General features: G+C 61.7%; 18 protein-coding genes and 1 pseudogene. 13 read left to right on the top strand and 6 right to left on the bottom strand.

Annotated elements, in window-relative coordinates; translation table 11 throughout:
- Positions 1–11: 11 nt before the first annotated feature.
- Positions 12–1397: a C4-dicarboxylate transporter DctA gene (dctA, locus tag QY049_RS12880; RefSeq protein ID WP_258765909.1), complete on the top strand. Its 1386-nt coding sequence runs from the start codon at positions 12–14 to the stop codon at positions 1395–1397.
- Positions 1398–1529: 132 nt separating this feature from the next.
- Here dctA and QY049_RS12875 read toward each other — a convergent pair whose 3' ends face one another.
- The gene (locus QY049_RS12875; protein ID WP_194480946.1) at positions 1530–2510 is read right to left on the bottom strand and encodes a LysR family transcriptional regulator; all 981 of its coding nucleotides are present in this window, start codon (positions 2508–2510) and stop codon (positions 1530–1532) included.
- Positions 2511–2613: 103 nt separating this feature from the next.
- On the opposite strand from QY049_RS12875, the gene QY049_RS12870 reads away from it, so the two are divergent.
- The 12 genes and pseudogenes from QY049_RS12870 to QY049_RS12815 all read left to right on the top strand — a co-directional run bounded on the left by QY049_RS12870 (position 2614) and on the right by QY049_RS12815 (position 11917).
- Complete coding sequence (locus QY049_RS12870) at positions 2614–3558, top strand: ketopantoate reductase family protein (RefSeq protein ID WP_301269467.1); 945 nt, start codon at positions 2614–2616, stop codon at positions 3556–3558.
- Between the two features lie 4 nt (positions 3559–3562).
- Positions 3563–3949, top strand: a complete 387-nt coding sequence (locus QY049_RS12865) for a VOC family protein (protein WP_301269466.1) — start codon at positions 3563–3565, stop codon at positions 3947–3949.
- A gap of 12 nt (positions 3950–3961) precedes the next feature.
- Entirely contained in the window at positions 3962–4432 is a 471-nt protein-coding gene (locus QY049_RS12860) for a MaoC/PaaZ C-terminal domain-containing protein (protein ID WP_301269465.1), read from the top strand.
- Positions 4429–5670 (top strand): CaiB/BaiF CoA-transferase family protein, encoded by a 1242-nt coding sequence (locus tag QY049_RS12855; RefSeq protein ID WP_301269464.1) that lies wholly within the window; start codon positions 4429–4431, stop codon positions 5668–5670. Before QY049_RS12860 ends, QY049_RS12855 begins: the two co-directional genes overlap by 4 nt.
- Positions 5671–5673: 3 nt before the next feature.
- Positions 5674–6501 (top strand): shikimate dehydrogenase, encoded by an 828-nt coding sequence (aroE, locus tag QY049_RS12850; RefSeq protein WP_301269463.1) that lies wholly within the window; start codon positions 5674–5676, stop codon positions 6499–6501.
- A 15-nt stretch (positions 6502–6516) separates the two neighbouring features.
- Positions 6517–7371 (top strand): shikimate dehydrogenase, encoded by an 855-nt coding sequence (locus QY049_RS12845; protein ID WP_301269462.1) that lies wholly within the window; start codon positions 6517–6519, stop codon positions 7369–7371.
- Between the two features lie 51 nt (positions 7372–7422).
- Complete coding sequence (locus tag QY049_RS12840) at positions 7423–8091, top strand: amino acid ABC transporter permease (RefSeq protein WP_194480972.1); 669 nt, start codon at positions 7423–7425, stop codon at positions 8089–8091.
- An 11-nt stretch (positions 8092–8102) separates the two neighbouring features.
- Entirely contained in the window at positions 8103–8759 is a 657-nt protein-coding gene (locus tag QY049_RS12835; protein ID WP_301269461.1) for an amino acid ABC transporter permease, read from the top strand.
- Between the two features lie 51 nt (positions 8760–8810).
- Entirely contained in the window at positions 8811–9638 is an 828-nt protein-coding gene (locus QY049_RS12830) for a transporter substrate-binding domain-containing protein (protein ID WP_301269460.1), read from the top strand.
- Positions 9639–9699: 61 nt separating this feature from the next.
- A complete protein-coding gene (locus QY049_RS12825; protein WP_194480978.1) occupies positions 9700–10446 on the top strand; it encodes an amino acid ABC transporter ATP-binding protein in 747 nt (248 codons plus the stop codon).
- 13 nt (positions 10447–10459) lie between these two features.
- Positions 10460–10909 carry a type II 3-dehydroquinate dehydratase gene (gene aroQ, locus QY049_RS12820; RefSeq protein WP_194480979.1) on the top strand — a complete coding sequence of 150 codons (450 nt, stop codon included), beginning with the start codon at positions 10460–10462 and terminating at the stop codon, positions 10907–10909.
- Between the two features lie 6 nt (positions 10910–10915).
- Positions 10916–11917, top strand: a pseudogene (locus QY049_RS12815) (Gfo/Idh/MocA family protein).
- A gap of 1020 nt (positions 11918–12937) precedes the next feature.
- On the opposite strand, the gene QY049_RS12810 reads toward QY049_RS12815, so the two are convergent.
- The 5 genes from QY049_RS12810 to QY049_RS12790 form a co-directional block, all read right to left on the bottom strand.
- Positions 12938–13726 carry a DUF1275 family protein gene (locus QY049_RS12810; RefSeq protein WP_301269459.1) on the bottom strand — a complete coding sequence of 263 codons (789 nt, stop codon included), beginning with the start codon at positions 13724–13726 and terminating at the stop codon, positions 12938–12940.
- A gap of 35 nt (positions 13727–13761) precedes the next feature.
- Complete coding sequence (locus QY049_RS12805; RefSeq protein ID WP_301269458.1) at positions 13762–14472, bottom strand: SDR family NAD(P)-dependent oxidoreductase; 711 nt, start codon at positions 14470–14472, stop codon at positions 13762–13764.
- A gap of 48 nt (positions 14473–14520) precedes the next feature.
- Positions 14521–15303 (bottom strand): 3-hydroxybutyrate dehydrogenase, encoded by a 783-nt coding sequence (locus QY049_RS12800; RefSeq protein WP_301269457.1) that lies wholly within the window; start codon positions 15301–15303, stop codon positions 14521–14523.
- Between the two features lie 44 nt (positions 15304–15347).
- Positions 15348–16898 (bottom strand): MDR family MFS transporter, encoded by a 1551-nt coding sequence (locus QY049_RS12795; protein ID WP_301269492.1) that lies wholly within the window; start codon positions 16896–16898, stop codon positions 15348–15350.
- 97 nt (positions 16899–16995) lie between these two features.
- Positions 16996–18144, bottom strand: coding sequence for an HlyD family secretion protein (locus tag QY049_RS12790; protein WP_301269456.1), 1149 nt, complete (start codon positions 18142–18144; stop codon positions 16996–16998).
- Between the last annotated feature and the right edge of the window lie 19 nt (positions 18145–18163).

Here is an 18163-nt window from a genome sequence, read left to right as displayed (position 1 = left end):
GAGAGATGAGAATGCACAAAGAAGCGCTAGTCGGCCACGCGAGCACCGAGGCTGGAAAACCCTTCTACCGGATTCTCTATGTTCAAGTGCTGATCGGCCTCGCGCTGGGTGTCCTCACTGGCCATTTCTGGCCCGAATTCGGAGCCGCGCTGAAGCCGTTTGGCGACGGCTTCGTCAAGCTCGTCAAGATGATGATCGCGCCGATCGTGTTCTGCACCATCGTGAGCGGCATCAACAGCATCAGCGATTCCCGCGAGGTCGGTCGTACGCTGGTGAAATCCATGGCGCTGTTCTACCTGCTGACCGCGCTCGCGCTGTTGGCGGGACTGGTTGCTGTATTGCTGATCCAGCCGGGCGTCGGCATGCATGTATCCGTCAATACGCTGGATCCGTCGGTGGCTGCGAAATTCACCAAGCAGGCAGCTGCGACCGGATTTGCTGACTTCGTGCTGCATATCATCCCGCAGTCGTTCTTTGGCGCGTTCGCCGATGGCGAAGTGCTGCCGGTCCTGCTGGTCTCCATCCTGATCGCCTTTGGGCTGAGCCGCGCCGGCGATGGCGGTGCCGTAGTGACGAAGGCGGTTGAATCGTTCTCGCAGGTTCTGTTTATTTCCTTCGGCTTCATCATGAAGCTCGCTCCACTCGGCGCCTTTGGCGCCATGGCGTTCACGGTCGGCCGCTATGGCATCCGTTCGATTGGCTCGCTCGGACTGCTGATCCTGACATTCTATATCGCGTGCTCCGTCTTCGTATTCGTCGTGCTCGGGACGCTTGCGCGACTGAACGGCTTCAGCCTGTGGAAGACGATCCGCTACTTCAAGGAAGAGCTGCTGATCGTGCTCGGCACGTCATCGTCGGAGCCGGCGCTTCCTGGCGCGCTGCGCAAGCTGGAGCAACTTGGATGCCGGAAAGGCGTGTCAGGACTCGTGCTTCCGATGGGTTACTCCTTCAATCTGGACGGCAGCGCTATTTATCTCACCCTGGCGTCCATCTTCATCGCCCAGGCCTGCGACATTCACCTATCTTGGGGGCAGATTGCGGCGATGCTCGGACTGATGCTGCTGACGTCCAAGGGAGCGGCCGGCGTCACCGGCAGCGGCTTCGTCGCGCTAGTTGCAACTCTCACCGTCATGCCGGACTTGCCCGTGACCGGTGTGGCTCTACTGGTCGGTATCGACCGTTTCATGTCGGAAGCGAGGGCACTGACCAGCATGATCAGCAACTGTGTCGCTGCCATCACCGTTTCGCTGTGGGAGAACGCCTGTGACCGCGAGGTGTTGGCCCGTGAACTGGGACAGATTAGCGCTCCCGAACCCGCAGCGGGATCGAAGATAGCCGCAGCAGCAGTGGTGCAGGAGGGCAAGGGTTGGATGCCGACAACGCAATCGGTTGCTTGAAGGTGTCCGTTTCGGCCAGTAGCGCCCACCCCTCCGAGATTTGGGACTCCCGCCGACGCTGGATTCGCAACGGCAGCGCGGGAGGCGACACGACCTCGCCGTTCGATCCAAGGCTCGCTAATAGCCGCTCCACTACGGCCGCAAATTGCGTGGCCTTCGTTGCTTCGGCTGACCGGAATGATGTAGACCCCGCACTTGCTGCTGTTGAAAAAGCTCCCCGCATACGTCACGCAGCCACTGGCTTGCCGGGTCGTGATGGAAGCGGGCATGCCAATATTGCTTCACCGTAAAGCCGGCGACCGCCAACGGGCAATCGAGCACGCGCAGTCCGTAATAGTGAGCCAACGTTTCGCCGATGTGCCTTGGCAGGGTGGCGATCAGGTCGGTCGTCCCGACGATTGCGGGTAGCCCCAAAAAGCCCGGCAGTTCGAGCGCAACGTCGAGGACCATCTGCTGCTCCTTCAGCGCGTCCGCGAGCAATTGATGTCCGGTGCCGGAGCGAATGTGAACGTGCGCCTCACGCCGGAAATCCTTTGCGGTGATGCAGTCGCGGATCCGGGCATGTTTTGCGTTTGCCAGGCAGACCCAATCCTGCGGAAACAGCGCCTGCTGGAAGTGTCCGGCGTCGAGATCCGAGATGTAGCCGAGCGCCAGATCGGCCTCGCCGGACTGCAACATTCGTGGGGTGTCGGCGCCGATCTGTGCCGCCTCGATGCGGATGCCCGGCGCAACATGACGAACATGGGCGAGAATGGCCGGAAGCAGCGTGATGTGGCTCGCGTCCGTCATGCAGATGACGAAGCGGCGTCTTGCAGTCGCCGGATCGAACTCCGGGCGAAGCTCCGCCAGACGTCGCAGCATCTCCAACGCCTGCCGGGCCGTGCCGATCAGAGCCTCGGCGCGCGGGGTCGGCAGCATTCCCTCCGCCGATCGGATGAATAGCGGATCGTCCAACTCCTTTCGCAGGCGCGCCAGCCAGATGGAAATGGTCGGCTGGCTTTGACCGAGCTTCTCGGCGGCCTTGGTGACGCTGCCCGTGGAGAACAACGCGTCAAACAGCCGGAGCAGGCGCGGCTCCAAAAGATTCGTCTCGGACGGGTTTCGTTGCTTCATTGCGAAATCGCAATAATGATTATAAGTATCATAGCATATTCAAATACTACTCAGCCTGCTAGCACGCTTCCAACGCCAAAATAGGCGAGGGAGACGCGTTCGGATGAGGATCTGCTTTGCCGGAGCGGGAGCCTTGGGCTCGACCATCGGCGGCACGCTGGCGCGCGGTGGGGCCGAGGTTTGGTTGATCGATCCGTTTCAGGCTCATGTCGACGCAATCAATGCCAGTGGTCTGCGGATGCTCGAAGGTGGCGCCGAGACCGTCGTGAAGGTCTCGGCCTGCACCTCCGCGGGCCAGGTCGGCAATGTGGCGGATCTCGTCATCGTCCTCGTCAAATCCTATCACACGCGAGATGCGATCCGGGCGGCTGCGCCGATCATCGGACCGCAGACGGTCGTGATGTCGCTGCAAAACGGCCTTGGCCACGAAGACATCCTTTCGGAGGAAGTCGGTCGTGACAGGGTCATGGCAGGCAAGACCTATGTTGGCGGCGTGCTGCTCGGCCCCGGTCATGTTCGCTCCGGAGTCGTCGGCAAGGAAACCATCATCGGCGAACTCGACGGACGCTTGACGGAACGCGCACAGCGAATTTCCGAGACGTTCAATCGTGCCGGCATTCTCACGCTGCTCAGCGACAACATCCTGGGCACGATGTGGGACAAGCTCTTCATCAACGTCGCCGGAGGTGGAATCACCGCCATTACCGGCCTGACCTATGGCGGTCTTTATTCGCTGCCGGTGCTGGAAGAGTGTGCGTTGGCCGCAATCTCGGAGGGCATCGCGGTCGCGCAGGCTGCCGGCGTGAATATCTCTATTGCCGATCCGCGCCGGGCCTGGACGATGGCATCTGCCGGATTGCCGCCCGAGTTCAAGACGTCGATGTTGCAGAGCTTGCAATCCGGCCATCTGACCGAGGTCGATTACATCCACGGTTCGGTCGTGCGTTGGGGCGCCAAGGTCAACGTGCCGACCCCGGTCAATGCGACCCTCGTCGCGCTGGTCAAGGGCATCGAATACGCCCGCGGCGACTATCCTGGGAAGGCGTGAGACGATGTCGTTGCCCCGCGCTTACGTCGAACATGTCGCGATCCGCGTTCCGGACATAGATCGTCACGTCGATTTCTTCCGCAAGGTGCTTGGTCTCACTATTCGCGACGAACAACCTGCCGATGGCGCGCGCCCGCGGCAGGTCTGGGTGCTCGGAAGCGTGCAACTCATCGAGGATCCGAATTTTGTCGGACCGGAGGGGCGTCTCGCCCATCTCGGCATCATGGTCGACGACTACAAGGGTGTGCTCGCCCGTGCTGCCGCGTGGGGCGCCAAAGCACTCCCCGCCGGGCCGAACTGGCTCGAGCTGCCGGGCGGCCTCAACGTCGAAATCTTGCAAGCCAGTGCAGGTGCCGTGGAAGCGGCGCTGGCGATCAATCCACGGGCTTAGGGAACACGCGACATGACTGATGAGCGCTACTGGGACGATGCCAGGGTTGGCGACGAATGCGTCACTCCCGCAGTGACGGTTACCGAAACGATGGTGAATGCCTACGCCGAGCTGACGGGCGATTTCACGCCCGTTCATGTCGACGAGGAATACGCCAAGACCACACCCTTCGGTACACGCGTCGCGCACGGGCTGTTCGGCCTGTCGCTGGCCGATGGCTTGAAGACCCGTGCCGACTACCGCTTCCTTCCGGGAATGTCGCTGGGCTGGACGTGGGATTTCAAGCTGCCGATCAAGCTCGGCGACACCGTGCATGTGAAGTTCCGCGTCGGCTCGATGCGCACCACCAAGCGCGATGGATGGGGCATCGTGGTGCTGCCCTCGGAGCTGATCAACCAGCGCGGTGAAGTGGTGCAGCTAGGTGAGCACCGGCTGATGATTCCGATGCGCCCGAAGACCAGCGTAGCAGGAGAGCAGGCATGACCGTGCAAGATTTGCCGTTCAAAGATCTGCCGCTCAAAGGCATCCGCGTTATCGACTACAGCCATTTCCTGGCGGGCCCGTTCATGGGCCGTTGCCTCGCCGCGATGGGCGCTGAGGTCATCAAGGCGGAGCGTCCGAGGCAAGGCGATGCGGGCCGCGCCCACGGCTATTTCAAGGACGGTCAGTCCGGCTACTTCCTGCAGCAGAACATGGGCAAGCAGGGATTGTGCATCGATCTGCGCGATACGCGTGGTCTCGACATGATGATGAAGCTGGTCGACACGGCCGACGTCTTCATCGAGAACTACCGCCCCGGCGCACTCGAGCGTCTCGGGCTTGGCTACAAGGCGCTGTCCGCGCGCAATCCCAAACTGATCTACTGTTCGGTTTCCGCCTATGGCCACACCGGTCCCTATGCCGACCGTCCGGGCTTCGGCCTGATCGCAGAGGCGATGTCGGGTGCTCTGGCGCAACTGGGCAATCCTGGCGAAGCGCCGCCGCTGCTGCGGATGCCGCTCGCGGACATGTACACCGGCATTCACGGCGTGGCTGCCATCAATGCCGCGCTGGTCGGCCGCGCGTCGTCCGGGCGCGGTCAACACATAGATCTGGCGCTGTACGATTGCATGGTCTCGATGCACGACTATGCCGTTCAGCGCTACTTCTTATCCGGCGGGACCGACCTGCCGCGGCAGACCGGCAGCGGGCAGCCGGATTCGACCGTCTACGGCGTCTTTCCCGCAAAGGACGGAAATCTCGTCATCGCTGCGCAAGTCGATGATGCGTGGAAAAGATTGGCAATGCTGATCGGTGGCCCCGCGTTGTCGTCCGATGAACGCTTCGCCACGCCCGCCGCGCGCAACGCTCACTATGCCGAAGCGATGGAGATCGTGCGCAACTGGACGCTGTCGCAACCCTCTCGTGACGCTTGTCTTACGGCGCTTGAGGCAGCAGGCGTGCCGTCCGCTCCCGTGCAGACCATCGAAGAGGTCGTGAAGGATCCGCAGATCAAGGCGCGCGGCATGCTGGTCGAGCAGGAGCATCCTGTGCTCGGCAAGGTGACGTTGCCGAACCTTCCGTTCCGGTTCTCCGATTGCGACACCACGGTGCGCACGCCGGCGCCGCTGCTCGGCCAGGATAATCGCCGTATTGCGGCTTCGCTGGGGCTGTCGGCCGAGCTCGTAGAAACGATGGTGCGCGACGGCGTCCTCTACAACGAAGCCGCAGCGCGGGAGTGAGCCATGAGCGACCGTTACGCGGTGATCGGCAATCCGATCGGCTTCAGCAAATCACCCCTCATCCACAGCACGTTCGCCAAGAAGACGGGACAGGACCTCGTCTATGAGGCGATCGAGGCACCACTCGGTGGCTTCAACGCACGGGTTGATCAATTCCGGATCGAGGGCGCCAAGGGGCTGAACATCACGGCCCCATTCAAGCTCGATGCTTTCGCCTACGCAAACGAGCTTTCAGAGAGCGCCGACCGCGCTGGCGCCGCAAACTGCCTGAAGTTCGAGGGCGATCGGATCATTGCCGAGAATTTCGACGGGATAGGGCTCGTGCGGGACATCACGGTCAATCTCGGCGTCAAGATGGCCGGCCGGCGCGTCCTGATGCTCGGCGTTGGAGGCGCGGCGCGCGGCGCGCTGCTGCCGTTCCTGCGTCAGGAGCCATCCGAGTTGGTCCTCGTCAATCGCACCTTATCGAGGGCCGTGGCATTGGCCGAAGAGTTTGCCGGTTGTGGTCCCCTGATCGTCAGCGGTTATGCCGAACTGGCCGATCTTGCCGAGGGCTATGACGTCGTGGTCAACGCGACATCGGCCAGCCTGCGAGGTGAGATGCCGCCGCTTCCGGGCAACGTCTTCCGCGGTTCGGAGCTGGCGTACGAACTTGCCTATGGCAAGGGACTCACTCCCTTTCTGCAAGCGGCCCGCGCCGAAGGCGTAGCCAAGCTGGCGGACGGCGTCGGCATGCTGGTCGAGCAGGCGGCGGAAGCTTTTGCGTGGTGGCGCGGCGTTCGACCTGGCACGGCTCAGGTCATCGCCGAGCTGACTGTCCCTTTGAGCTGACGGGCGATGCCGGGCATGCATCCGAAGTCCAGCTTTCTCGTCGGTCTGATCGGCAGCGGCATCGCTGCGTCCCGCACGCCGCCCATGCACGAGGCGGCGGCCGACGCCGCGGGCATCCGCTATCTCTACAAGAAGATCGACCTGACAGAGTTGAAACTTGGTGCCGAAGCACTGCCGGAGTTGCTGACGGCGGCAAGGCGGATGGGCTTCGACGGGTTGAACGTGACCCATCCCTGCAAGCAGGCGATCGTTCCGCTGCTGGACGAGCTTTCGCCTGACGCGGAGGCGCTTGGCGCCGTGAACACCGTGGTCATCAGGAACGGTCGAATGACCGGCCACAACACCGACTGGTTCGGCTTCGCCGAGAACTTTCGCCGCAACATGCAGGGTGCACCACTCGGTTGCGTCGTCCAATTTGGCGCGGGCGGCGCAGGCGCGGCGGTTGCTTTCGCGCTCATGAAGCTTGGTGTGCGGGAACTGACCATTATCGACGTCGACGTAGCCAAGGCGCAGAGCGTCGTCGACGGCTTGTCCTCCCGATTTGCAGAAGTGCGCTTGAAGGTCGGCCGGGATGTCGCGGCGGCCGTCGCTGCCGCTGACGGAATCGTCAACGCAACGCCGATCGGCATGGACAAATATCCGGGCACGCCGCTGCCGACGGCCTTGCTGCGTCCCGATCTGTGGGTCGCCGAGATCGTCTATTTCCCGCTCGAAACCGCGCTGCTGCGTGCGGCGCGCGGCCTCGGCTGCCGCACCGTCGATGGCGGAGGTATGGCGATTTTCCAGGGCACCGAAGCATTTCGCCTGTTCACGGGCATTTCACCTGATCCGGACGTCTTCTTCGCCACTTTTGCATCCCTGGGAGGGTGACCTCAGGCCGATGGGCGAGCGGCACGCACAACGCCCGAGAGGAAACGCAAGATGGGCTACACGCTCGATTTCTCGGTGGTTTGGCAGGCGATGCCCGCGCTGCTGTGGGGGTGCGTGGGTACGTTGGGTCTGGCGCTTGCCGGCATGACGCTCGCGATGGTGATCGGTGTCGCCGGCGTCGCGGCACGCGATGCGAAGGCGGCATGGTTACGTGCTCTCGTGATCGGCTTCGTCGAGATCGTGCGCAATACGCCTTTCCTGGTGCAGATCTTCTTTCTGTTCTTTGCCCTGCCGCTGATCGGGTTGAAGCTCAATCCGACGGCCACCGCCATTATCGCGCTCGGTGTCAATGGCGGCGCATATGCCATCGAGATCATCCGAGGCGGGGTGCAGTCCATCCATAAAGGACAGGTGGAAGCGGGCTACGCGCTCGGACTGCACAAAGGGCAGGTGTTCCGGTTCATCGTGCTGAAGCCTGCACTTCGAGCGATCTACCCCTCGCTCACGGGTCAGTTCATCATGCTGACGCTGACCTCCTCGATCTGCTCGGCGGTGTCGGCCTACGAATTGACGTCGGTTGCCCAGCGCATCGAAAGCGACACGTTCCGCAGTTTCGAGGTCTATTTCTCCGTCACTTTCCTCTATCTCGCGATCTCCTGGCTGCTGATGCTGGGCTTTGCGGTGATCTCTCACCGCTTCTTCTCTTATCCGACGCGCTGAGGGAGGCGATCATGACACCGCATTTTGGTCTTCCTGAGTTCGGATTCCTGCTGCGCGGGTTGCAATGGACCGCGCTGCTGACGCTGGTCGCGTTTGTCGGTGGCTGCACGGCTGGGGTGGCGGTTGCATTGCTGCGCACCTGTGGTCACAGGAGCGTGGAATGGATTACCCGCATCTACATCGGGATATTCCAAGGCACGCCGCTGCTGCTGCAGCTTTTCGTCGTGTATTACGGACTGGCGCTCACCGGATTGAAGCTCGACGCCTTCGCCGCAGTGGCGATCGGTTTCACCGTCAATGCCTCCGCCTTCCTTGGTGAGATCTGGCGCGGAGCGATACAGGCGGTGCCGCGCGGCCAGACCGAGGCGGCGATGGCGCTCGGACTGCACTATTCGTCCCGCATGCGCGACATCGTGCTGCCGCAGGCTATTCGCATCTCGCTGCCGGCGACCATCGGTTATCTCGTGCAGCTCATCAAGGGCACGTCGCTCGCCGCCATCGTCGGTTTCATCGAACTCGCCCGCGCCGGTCAAATCGTATCGAACCAGACCTTCCAGCCGTTGCTCGTCTTCGGCGTGGTCGGCGCGATGTATTTCATCCTCTGCTGGCCATTGTCGTGGTGGGGCAGCCGGATGGAGGCCAGGCTCGCCCTGGCCGGTCAAAGGTAGGAACGGCGCACCTATCCAATCACAAACAGCCATCACCAGGAGGAGATACTCATGTTGTTTTCACCCAACCGTCGCCAGCTCGGGGCCGCATTGCTGGCATTGGCGGCTATCGCCGTCGCAGGAAAATCGCAGGCCGGCACGTTGGAAGACGTGAAGAAGAAGGGCGTCGTCGTCATCGGTATCCAAGGCGACAATCCCCCGTGGGGCTATGTCGACAGCTCGGGAAAGCAGGATGGCATCGATGCCGATATGGGGCGCGCCTTCGCTGACTATCTCGGCGTGAAGGCCGAGTTCGTTCCGCTGGCGGTGGCCAATCGTATTCCGGCGCTGACCACAGGCCGCGTCGACATTCTGTTCGCGACCATGGCCATGCTGCCCGAGCGTGCAAAGGCGGTGCAGTATTCCAAGCCGTATGTCGCCAACGAGATCACGCTTGTCGCGGCCCAGGCGACGGCGATCAACAGCAATGCCGACATGGGCAAGTACGTCATCGGCGTTCCGAGGTCCTCCACACAGGATACCCAGGTCACAAATAGTGCTCCGGCGGGCACCGAGATCCGCAGGTTTGACGATGATGCGGCCACGATCCAGGCGCTGCTCTCCGGGCAGGTGCAGGCCGTCGGCGCCAACAGCTTCTATCCGCAGCGCCTGAACGCCGCAAAGCCGGAACTTGGGTTCGAGCCCAAGCTTCACTTCACCGCTCTGTACAACGGGGCTTGTACGCGTCTCGGAGACAAGGAGTGGAACGAGACGGCCAACAAATTCATCGATCAGATCAAATCCGACGGCAAGTTGGCCAGCTTCTACGCCAAATGGATGAAGGCGCCCGTGCCGATCTTCCCGGGCTCGGTCCCCGGCGTTCCCTTCACAGTTCAATAGCCATTGCAGGCGGCCGGCGCCCGATCCGCGCTGGCCGCCGGCCGATAGCGGAGCGGAATCCATGCAGGACAATATCCTGATCGAAATGAACGGCGTGCAGAAGTGGTACGGCGGATACCAGGCTCTCCGCGACGTCGATCTCATCGTGCGCAAAGGCGAGAAGATCGTGCTCTGCGGTCCGTCCGGGTCGGGCAAATCGACGCTGATCCGCTGTATCAACCGCCTCGAGGCGATCCAGCAGGGCAGCATCGTGGTAAACGGTCATCGGCTTGACGACAGCATCAAGGCTATCGATGTCGTACGTCAGGACGTCGGCATGGTCTTTCAGAGCTTCAATCTCTTTCCGCATATGACGGTCTTGCAGAACTGCATGCTCGCGCCCATTCGCGCACGCCGCATCAACAAGACCGAGGCGGAGGCGACCGCGCGAAAATACCTCGAACGGGTGCGTATCGGGGATCAGGCCGAGAAGTATCCGGCGCAACTTTCGGGCGGTCAGCAACAGCGTGTCGCGATTGCGCGTGCGCTCTGCATGCAGCCCAAGGTGATGCTGTTTGACGAGCCGACCTCGGCACTTGACCCTGAGATGGTCAAGGAGGTGCTCGATACGATGATCGGACTCGCCAACGACGGCATGACCATGATTTGCGTCACCCACGAGATGGGCTTCGCCCGCCAGGTGGCCGATCGCGTCATCTTCATGGCTGAAGGCCAGATCATCGAAGAAGGCGCTCCCGACGCCTTCTTCCGCAATCCGCAGCACGCCCGCACCAGGCAGTTCCTCGGCGAGATTCTTGCCCATCACTGAACGGAGTACTTTCGTGAATCGTCTTGTCTACGTCCTCAACGGTCCAAATCTCAATTTGCTCGGCAAGCGCCAGCCCCACATCTACGGTCACGAGACGCTTGCGGACGTGGAGCGGGATTGCCGGGCGCTGGCCGGGGAGCTGGCATTGGAGCTACGATTTCACCAGTCGAACAGGGAATACGAGCTGATTGATTGGATCCACGAGGCGCGCGAGACGGCTGCCGGGATCGTGATGAATCCGGCGGCCTTCACCCACACGTCGGTCGCCATCCTGGACGCTTTGAACACGTTCGAGGGGACGGTGATCGAGGTGCATATTTCCAACGTGCACAAGCGCGAGGAATTCCGCCACCATTCGTTTGTGTCCAAACGAGCTGATGGGGTCATCGCTGGCTTCGGCACCCAGGGTTATTTGCTCGGCTTGCATCGTGTCGCCAAGCTGCTTGACGAGAAGAAAGGATAGCATCGTATGAGTGCACCCGTCAGCCTGTCGGTGATGGGAGCGGGTCTCATCGGAAAGCGACACATCGAACAGATTCTCGCGCGGCCGGAGGCGGTACTATCGTCGATCGTCGATCCGATGCCGGCGGCCCGAGAGTTGGCGGTTTCGCTGAACGTGGATTGGTTTCCGTCCTGCAGGACTTGCTCTCCGGAGGTCGGCCGGACGGCGTGGTCGTCGCCACCCCCAATCGCGGCGGACATCCCGGCGCTCATTGAGAAGCCGCTGGCGGATGACGTCGACGCTGCGCAGGCCCTGGTCGAGGCCTCCGAGCGAGCGGGCGTGCCGCTGCTCACCGGTCATCATCGCCGCCACAACCCGATGATCCAGCGCGCCAAGGCGGAGATCGACAGCGGCCGGCTCGGTCAGATCGTGTCGGTGCATGGCATGTTCTGGCTGATCAAGCCTGATGATTATTTCGATGTGGCCTGGCGCCGCGAGAAAGGGGCGGGGCCTGTCTTCCTGAATCTCATCCACGATGTCGACCTGCTGCGGTACCTGTGTGGGGAAATCGTCGCGGTGCAAGCTGCCCAATCCAATCGGCTGCGTGGACATGCGGTCGAAGAGACCGCGGTGATCATCCTGCACTTCGCCTCCGGCGCGCTGGGAACGGTCAACGTCTCCGACACCATCCAGTCGCCCTAGAGCTGGGAATTCACTTCCGGTGAGAACCCGGCCTACAGTCATACGGAGGAGGCGTGTTACCAGATCGGCGGCACGAAGGCATCGCTGGCTATTCCGCAACTCGATCTATGGCATCACCCGAGCAAGGCCAGCTGGTGGGCGCCGATCGAGCGCGAGCGGCTGAGCTGCGAGAAGGAAGACCCGCTCGGCCTGCAGATCGCCAATTTCTGCGGGGTCATCTGCGGTACGGACAAGCCTGTGGTGAGCGGGCGCGAAGGGCTGAAAAGCGTTCGAGTGATCGACGCGATCAAGCGCGCGGCGGAAACCGCAGATCTCGTGTCGATTTGACCCTGGAAGGCATGGCGACCACGCCGAGGTATCGGCGTCTGGAAATGTCGGCCAATTCGCAAGCTCGCTTTTCATTTGGAAGCAACCGCCAAGCCGATGTTTCTGCGGCAGAATTCTGTGCTCCTTTCCAAACGCGGATTGAAATCCGTGAGCAATCAAACGGAGGTTGATTCCTCCACGCTGAGGTCTGATCCGTTGCGGCCGAAACGAGAATAGGGCGCGGGATTGGTTGTGCACCAAAGTCGAGCAGGCGCAAACTCCGGCGCACGTTTGGAAAACGTGCAACATGCCGTCTCCGCGGGTCGAATTAATGGCATCGTCCTGGACTTACGTCATTGCATCGAGACCATCTCGGGCGGCGATGGATCGCACACAAACGGCGCTTATCCAGACACCACCTCCCGAGTCAGGCTGCCCGTCGATAAGAAAACAGGACTTCCGAACTAGTGGGTCTCGCGATGTAGCGGACCAGGTACTCGATCCCCCGACGCTTCTGATCGCCGGTCCCGCCGACCATGGCGCGCGCGCAATTGGAGGTTTCGCTGTAAGCCATTGATCTTTGATGATGCGATTTCGGTCCAGTTGGAAAAATTCTTCAGAGAAATCAACGCTCGCGGCATGTCTCTTAATCAGCGGGTCCTAGGTTCGAGCCCTGGTGCGCCCACCATATAAATATCCTGGCCAGCAAGACCGTTTGAGCGTCTCATTTTTCAAACGGTCATTTTCGACGCACGGCCGGTAGCGGTTGATAGCAGTTGCATCGCGCGTCACCTCAGCACTTCGTTGTGTCATTAAGGGCTGACTGACCATCAGCGGATGGCGATCGACGAGTGGCGCTGCGGCTTGTCCAATGATGGATTGGAACGAGAGTTAAAGTTTTTCAATTGCTTAGAGGGTGGCGCGTGCACGCTGTGTGCACTAGAAGATCTAGAAAAATCTCACCATGGCCAATGTGGGCAGGCTTATGGCGCATGCGCATGATTTGAAATGCTGGGGCCGGAAGGGCGGCAAAAGCGATGGTCACCGACGAACTTCGCGGGCGGCCGCCGTCTCCAGGTATGATGGCCTGCGCGGCGCGTAATGCACCGCCATTGCTATGGCTGCCAGTGCGGCGGGAAGTGACCAGGCCCAATCTGCCATCAGCGAGACTGCTCCTGCAGCAAAGACGCATCCCAGGATAAAGCTGAGCAGGCGATGCAGTGAGTGATTGAGCGGCGTGGAATCGCGCGGCCGCAGACGGTTGCGTGGGGCGAGGAGGTCCATCGTGGACAAGACTGCATTGGTTAAATTGCCAGTCATCACCGCGGTCGATATCGCGCCTGGCCACGCCAGGCGAAGGAGTGTGTATTGGCAGGCCATGGCCGACATGGCCATCGTCGCGGCAGCGTTGGCGTTCAGTCCGGAGGGACCGGCTGACGGCTTGGTGATGACGATGAAGATCAACAGTGCGAGAAGCACCAGGAACTGAACCTGAAGCAACGGCCTGGCCAGACTCGAACCGTGTCGACCGGAAGCTTGGGCGATTAGCCAGACAGTCGCCAAAGCAATCATAAAGACGGGGATTGCCGACAACTGTGCCCAGCGAAAGGCGCCGCCATCAACGGCAACGACGGTGGCCAGCACGATGTTGCCGGTCACGTGGGCCGTGAAGATGTGACCCAAGGTGAAGAAGCCGGTGAAATCGGCCATTCCGGCAATGAGACTGAGCAGCGGTGGTAGCCGCGCCTCCAGGCGCGACAGTTCCGCTGCTTCGTCTGCCGAATCCAGACCCCTCTGAGGCAGAGGACTGTCTTGAGTAAGGAGAGACATCTCAAGCGGCTCCGGTTGCAAGCTTTGACAGATCTTCAGGAGCCCGCGCTTTGTCCGCCATCGACATGCAGGATTTCGCCGGTGACGAATCCGGCACCTTCAAGGAAGAGCACGGCCTCGACGATCTCGTGGACCTCGCCCATCCGCCCGATCGGGTGCTGCTTCGCGAGATGGTCATACATTTCAGGCCTGTGCATCGACGTCTTGGTCGCCCCTGGTGCGACCGCGTTGACGCGGATTCCCCTGCTGGCGAATTCGACGGCAAGCGACTTTGTCGCCGCATTCAAACCGCCCTTGGTCAAAGCCGCTAACGCTGATGGCGCCGCGCTGCTGACGTTCTCGTCGAGGCTGCTCGTGATCTGCACGATGTGCCCGGACTCGCGCCTCAGCATTTCCGCCGCTGTGCGTCGCGTAATATGGAAAAAGCCATTCAGGTTGATCGCCAGCATTTTCGCATAGTCGTCGTTGGTGTACTCGATGAACGGCTTTCCGATGAAGATGCCAGCATTGTTGACGAGCGTGTCGACGCGACCAAAGCGATCGATCGCTTGCGAAATGATTTGTTCGGCCGTTCGCGCGTCGCCGATGTCGCCGGCGACGGCGAGAATGTCCGGATCGGATGACGGTTCGATCGAACGGGCGTTCGCGATCACGCGGTAGTTTCTGCCGCGATACGCTCTGACCAAGGCTTCGCCGATGCCTCGTGACGCGCCGGTGATGATTGCAACCTTGCGTTCTTTGTCCATGCGGACCTCCATTCTTTCGCTCGTCGAGCGATTTCGCTGGTTGTTCTGCTATTGCGCGGTCCATCCGCCATCGACTGCGAGGGCGGTGCCCGTGATCTGGTCCGCCGCAGGCGAACACAGAAAGGCCACGGTGCCTCCAAGCTGCTCCGGAGAGACGAATTCGGAGGACGGTTGCTTTTCACCCAGCAGTGCCTTGGCGGCGTCTTGATGGCTGATCTTCTTTTGCGTCGCCATGTCGCTGATTTGCTTTTCGACCAGAGGTGTCCGCACCCAGCCGGGACAGACCGCGTTGCAGGTCACGCCGCTGCCGGCGGTCTCCAGGCCGACAACCTTGGTCAAGCCAATCAAGCCGTGCTTTGCCGCGACGTAGGCCGCCTTGTGTGTCGAGGCAACGAGGCCGTGGGTCGAGGCGATGTTGATGATCCTGCCCCAGCACTGCTTCTTCATCTGGGGGACCGCGGCGGCGATGCCGTGAAATGCGGCCGACAGATTGATGTCCAGGATCGCGTGCCACTTCGCGGGCGGAAATTCGTCCACCGGTGCCGTGAACTGGATGCCAGCATTGTTCACCAGAATGTCGAGGCGCCCGAACGTCTCGATCGTGGTCGCTATCAGTCGGCGTACCGCATCGCCCTTCGACATATCGGCGCCGTCGTACACGACACGCACGTCGTGTTCGCGCTCGATCCCGCTGCGGATGGCTTCGATCTCGCCGGGGTCGCCGAAGCCGTTCAACACGATGTCAGTGCGGAGCCTGGCCAGCTCCTGGGCGATTCCGAGCCCGATGCCGCTGGTCGAGCCAGTGACGATCGCTACTCTATTCTTCAACATGGGAGTTCCTTTCATGCTTCGTTGTGGTGTCGTTGCGGATGAAATCAATGTCCGCCGCCAGCTTCGATGCGCTCGGGCCTTGTCAGCATGAGCGCAGCGAGGAGCGCGACGATCTGCGAGACGCCGAGCAGATAGAAGGTGTCGCTGAAGGCGAGAATGAAGGCCTGCTTCTGGATGATCTTGCCGATCGCGACATAGGCATGGTGGATGGCATCGACGCGGTCGATCACGCCATGGCTCATGAAATATTGCGTGAGCTGATCGAGCCGGGTGCGGGTTGCCTGCTCGAACATCGTCACCTGCTGCGAGAGCACGTTGGAATGATACTGCTCGCGCTTGGTCAGGAGCGTCTGAAGCGCGGCGATTCCGATCGCGCCGCCGAGGTTACGCATCATGTTGAACAGGGCGGACGCGGACCCGGCATTCTCCGCCTCGATGCCGGCGGTTGCGACTGCCGAGAGCGGCGCAAAGACGAGGGCTTGACCAAGGGCGCGGATCACGTTCGGCCAGAAAAGCTGATCGGCCGCATAATCGTTGGTCATGTAGATGTTCAGGAAGTTGGAGCCGCCGAAGAGCACAAAGCCGACGCCAATCACGAGACGTGGATCGAGCCGCTGCATCAGGCGGGGCACCAGCGGGATCAGCACGAGCTGCGGCAGGCCGGTCCAGGCCAGCACCATGCCAATCTGCTCGGAGTTGTAGCCCTGGATGCGTGACAGGTAGACCGGCAGGACATAGACGGAGCCATACAGCGATACGCCCAGCAGAAAATTCGCCAGAACGCCGAAACAGAAATTGCGCCGGAACAGGATGCGCAGGTTCAGCAGTGGCTTCTTGACGGTCAGCTCGATCGCGAGGAACAGCGTCAAGGCGACGGCAGCGATCACGGTCAGCCGGACGATGAAGGGTGAGCCGAACCAGTCGTCCTTGTTGCCTTCTTCCAGCACGGTCTGAAGCGCGGCGAGCCCGATCATCATGGTGGCGATGCCGGCCCAGTCACCTTCGCGCAGCAGCGTCAGTTTCATGGGCTCCGCCTCCAGCGAGACGTAGAGCATGGTGATCATGATCGAGCCTGGCACGATGTTGACGTAGAAGACGTATTCCCAGCCGAGATTCTCGGTGAGATAGCCTCCGATGGTCGGACCAATGGCCGGTGCGAATGTCGCGGATATCGCAAACATCGCGAGCCCGATCGGTTGCCTGGCCTTCGGCAACAGCGTGATGATCAGCGTAAACGCCATGGGGATCAACACGCCACCGGTAAATCCCTGCACCGCGCGCAGCACGATCATCTGCGGCAGATTCTGCGCAAGCGCGCAGGCCGCGGAAAAAACCAGGAACAGGAAGGCATTGGTGAGCAGATAGAGGCGGACCGAGAACACCCGGGCGAGCCAGCCGCTCAGCGGGATCACGACGATTTCGGCGATCAGATACGAGGTCGAGATCCAGCCGCCGTCATCGATGCCCGCGCCGATCCCGCCCTGAATGTTGGCAAGGGACGCATTGACGATCTGGATGTTGAGCACCGCCATGAAGGCGCCCAGCGTGGCTCCGATGACGGCGAGCCAGGTCTTTGCCGAAACGGCGGGGGCCATGGCCGGTAACTGACGTTCGCCTCCGGTCCCGGCGCCAACAGCGGTTTGAAGCGTCGTCATGGCGATCTGCTCTCTTGTGAGAGGGAGGACGGCTTTGTCAGCTGCGGGGCTTGCCGCCGCGCGAGGCGAGCCGCTTCCCGGCGTCGCGCTCGGCGACAACAGCCGACTTGGTATCGACGGTCGGCTCGGCCGACATTCCGGGGCGCAGGAGGCCGTTCAGTCTCTGGTCGTCGAGCACGATCTTCACCGGCACGCGCTGCACGATCTTGGTGAAGTTGCCGGTCGCGTTGTCAGGCGGTAGCAGGGCGAACTCCAGGCCGCTCGCCGGCGACAGGCTGTCGACATGGCCCTTCAGCTTCGTCGTATGGAAGCTGTCGACGCGCAGTTCGACCGGCTGTCCATTGCGGACGCGAGTGAGTTGGGTCTCCTTGAAATTCGCGACCACATAGACCGCATTGAGCGGGACCACCGCCATCAGCTGCGTGCCTGCCTGGACATATTGGCCGACCCGCAATGTGCGCGCGCCGACGGTGCCGTCGACCGGCGCGGTTATCCGCGTATAGGAGACGTTCAGCGCCGCCTGCTGCTCCAGCGCATGCGCGCGATCGAGCTGTGCGAGGGCCTGGGCGCGCTGGGTCGCGAGCACCTCGATCCTCTTGTTGGCGGCGATCAATCCCGCCTTGCCTTGCTGCAATTGTGCGATCTGCGAGCGCAACGCCGCGTCGGTCTGCTGGGCCCGTTGAAGGGTGCCCGCACCCGACTTCATGAGATCGTCGTAGCGGGCGCGCTCTTGCTGGGCGAATTTCAAGGTGGCCTCGGTCGCGTCGACCTCGGCTGCCTGTTGCTGGATGAGCGGCTCCTGCAATTCGATCTGCGCGTTCAGATTTTTGACCGCGGCCTCGGATGCTGCGACATCCGCCTGGGCTTGCTTCAACGCGGTCCTGAAATCGCGGTCGTCGATCCGCGCCAGCACCTGGCCGGACTGTACCGGCTCGTTGTCGGCGACGAGAACCTCCACAATGTAGCCGGAGACTTTGGGTGCGACGATCGTGGAGTCCGCCTTCACGTAGGCGTCGTCGGTGGTCTCCAAATAGCGGCCAGCCGTGACATAGTAGTGGCCGTAGACTGTAGCCCCGGCTGCGGCCAGTGCGGCGGCGAACGCGAGTGCTCCGCGCCGGATCGCCTGACGCGAGGGCGAATGACGGGCTTTGGTCTTCGGTTCGGAGGCGTAAGAAAGGGTCGACATGGCTCTCTCCGGAAGCTGC

This window comes from Bradyrhizobium sp. WYCCWR 13022, assembly GCF_030435535.1.
Taxonomy (GTDB): Bacteria; Pseudomonadota; Alphaproteobacteria; order Rhizobiales; family Xanthobacteraceae; genus Bradyrhizobium.
The sequence above is the reverse complement of the archived record's forward strand: the minus strand, read 5'-3'. Positions and strand labels throughout refer to the sequence as shown.

Coding starts and splice junctions, on each gene's coding strand:
- QY049_RS12825 (WP_194480978.1), top strand. CDS start 9,700: ATGCAGGACAATATCCTGATCGAAATGAACGGCGTGCAGAAGTGGTAC.
- QY049_RS12870 (WP_301269467.1), top strand. CDS start 2,614: ATGAGGATCTGCTTTGCCGGAGCGGGAGCCTTGGGCTCGACCATCGGC.
- QY049_RS12790 (WP_301269456.1), bottom strand. CDS start 18,144: ATGTCGACCCTTTCTTACGCCTCCGAACCGAAGACCAAAGCCCGTCAT.
- QY049_RS12845 (WP_301269462.1), top strand. CDS start 6,517: ATGCATCCGAAGTCCAGCTTTCTCGTCGGTCTGATCGGCAGCGGCATC.
- QY049_RS12830 (WP_301269460.1), top strand. CDS start 8,811: ATGTTGTTTTCACCCAACCGTCGCCAGCTCGGGGCCGCATTGCTGGCA.
- QY049_RS12810 (WP_301269459.1), bottom strand. CDS start 13,726: ATGTCTCTCCTTACTCAAGACAGTCCTCTGCCTCAGAGGGGTCTGGAT.
- dctA (WP_258765909.1), top strand. CDS start 12: ATGCACAAAGAAGCGCTAGTCGGCCACGCGAGCACCGAGGCTGGAAAA.
- QY049_RS12860 (WP_301269465.1), top strand. CDS start 3,962: ATGACTGATGAGCGCTACTGGGACGATGCCAGGGTTGGCGACGAATGC.
- QY049_RS12840 (WP_194480972.1), top strand. CDS start 7,423: ATGGGCTACACGCTCGATTTCTCGGTGGTTTGGCAGGCGATGCCCGCG.
- QY049_RS12800 (WP_301269457.1), bottom strand. CDS start 15,303: ATGTTGAAGAATAGAGTAGCGATCGTCACTGGCTCGACCAGCGGCATC.
- QY049_RS12855 (WP_301269464.1), top strand. CDS start 4,429: ATGACCGTGCAAGATTTGCCGTTCAAAGATCTGCCGCTCAAAGGCATC.
- aroE (WP_301269463.1), top strand. CDS start 5,674: ATGAGCGACCGTTACGCGGTGATCGGCAATCCGATCGGCTTCAGCAAA.
- QY049_RS12805 (WP_301269458.1), bottom strand. CDS start 14,472: ATGGACAAAGAACGCAAGGTTGCAATCATCACCGGCGCGTCACGAGGC.
- QY049_RS12875 (WP_194480946.1), bottom strand. CDS start 2,510: ATGAAGCAACGAAACCCGTCCGAGACGAATCTTTTGGAGCCGCGCCTG.
- QY049_RS12865 (WP_301269466.1), top strand. CDS start 3,563: ATGTCGTTGCCCCGCGCTTACGTCGAACATGTCGCGATCCGCGTTCCG.
- QY049_RS12795 (WP_301269492.1), bottom strand. CDS start 16,898: ATGGCCCCCGCCGTTTCGGCAAAGACCTGGCTCGCCGTCATCGGAGCC.
- QY049_RS12835 (WP_301269461.1), top strand. CDS start 8,103: ATGACACCGCATTTTGGTCTTCCTGAGTTCGGATTCCTGCTGCGCGGG.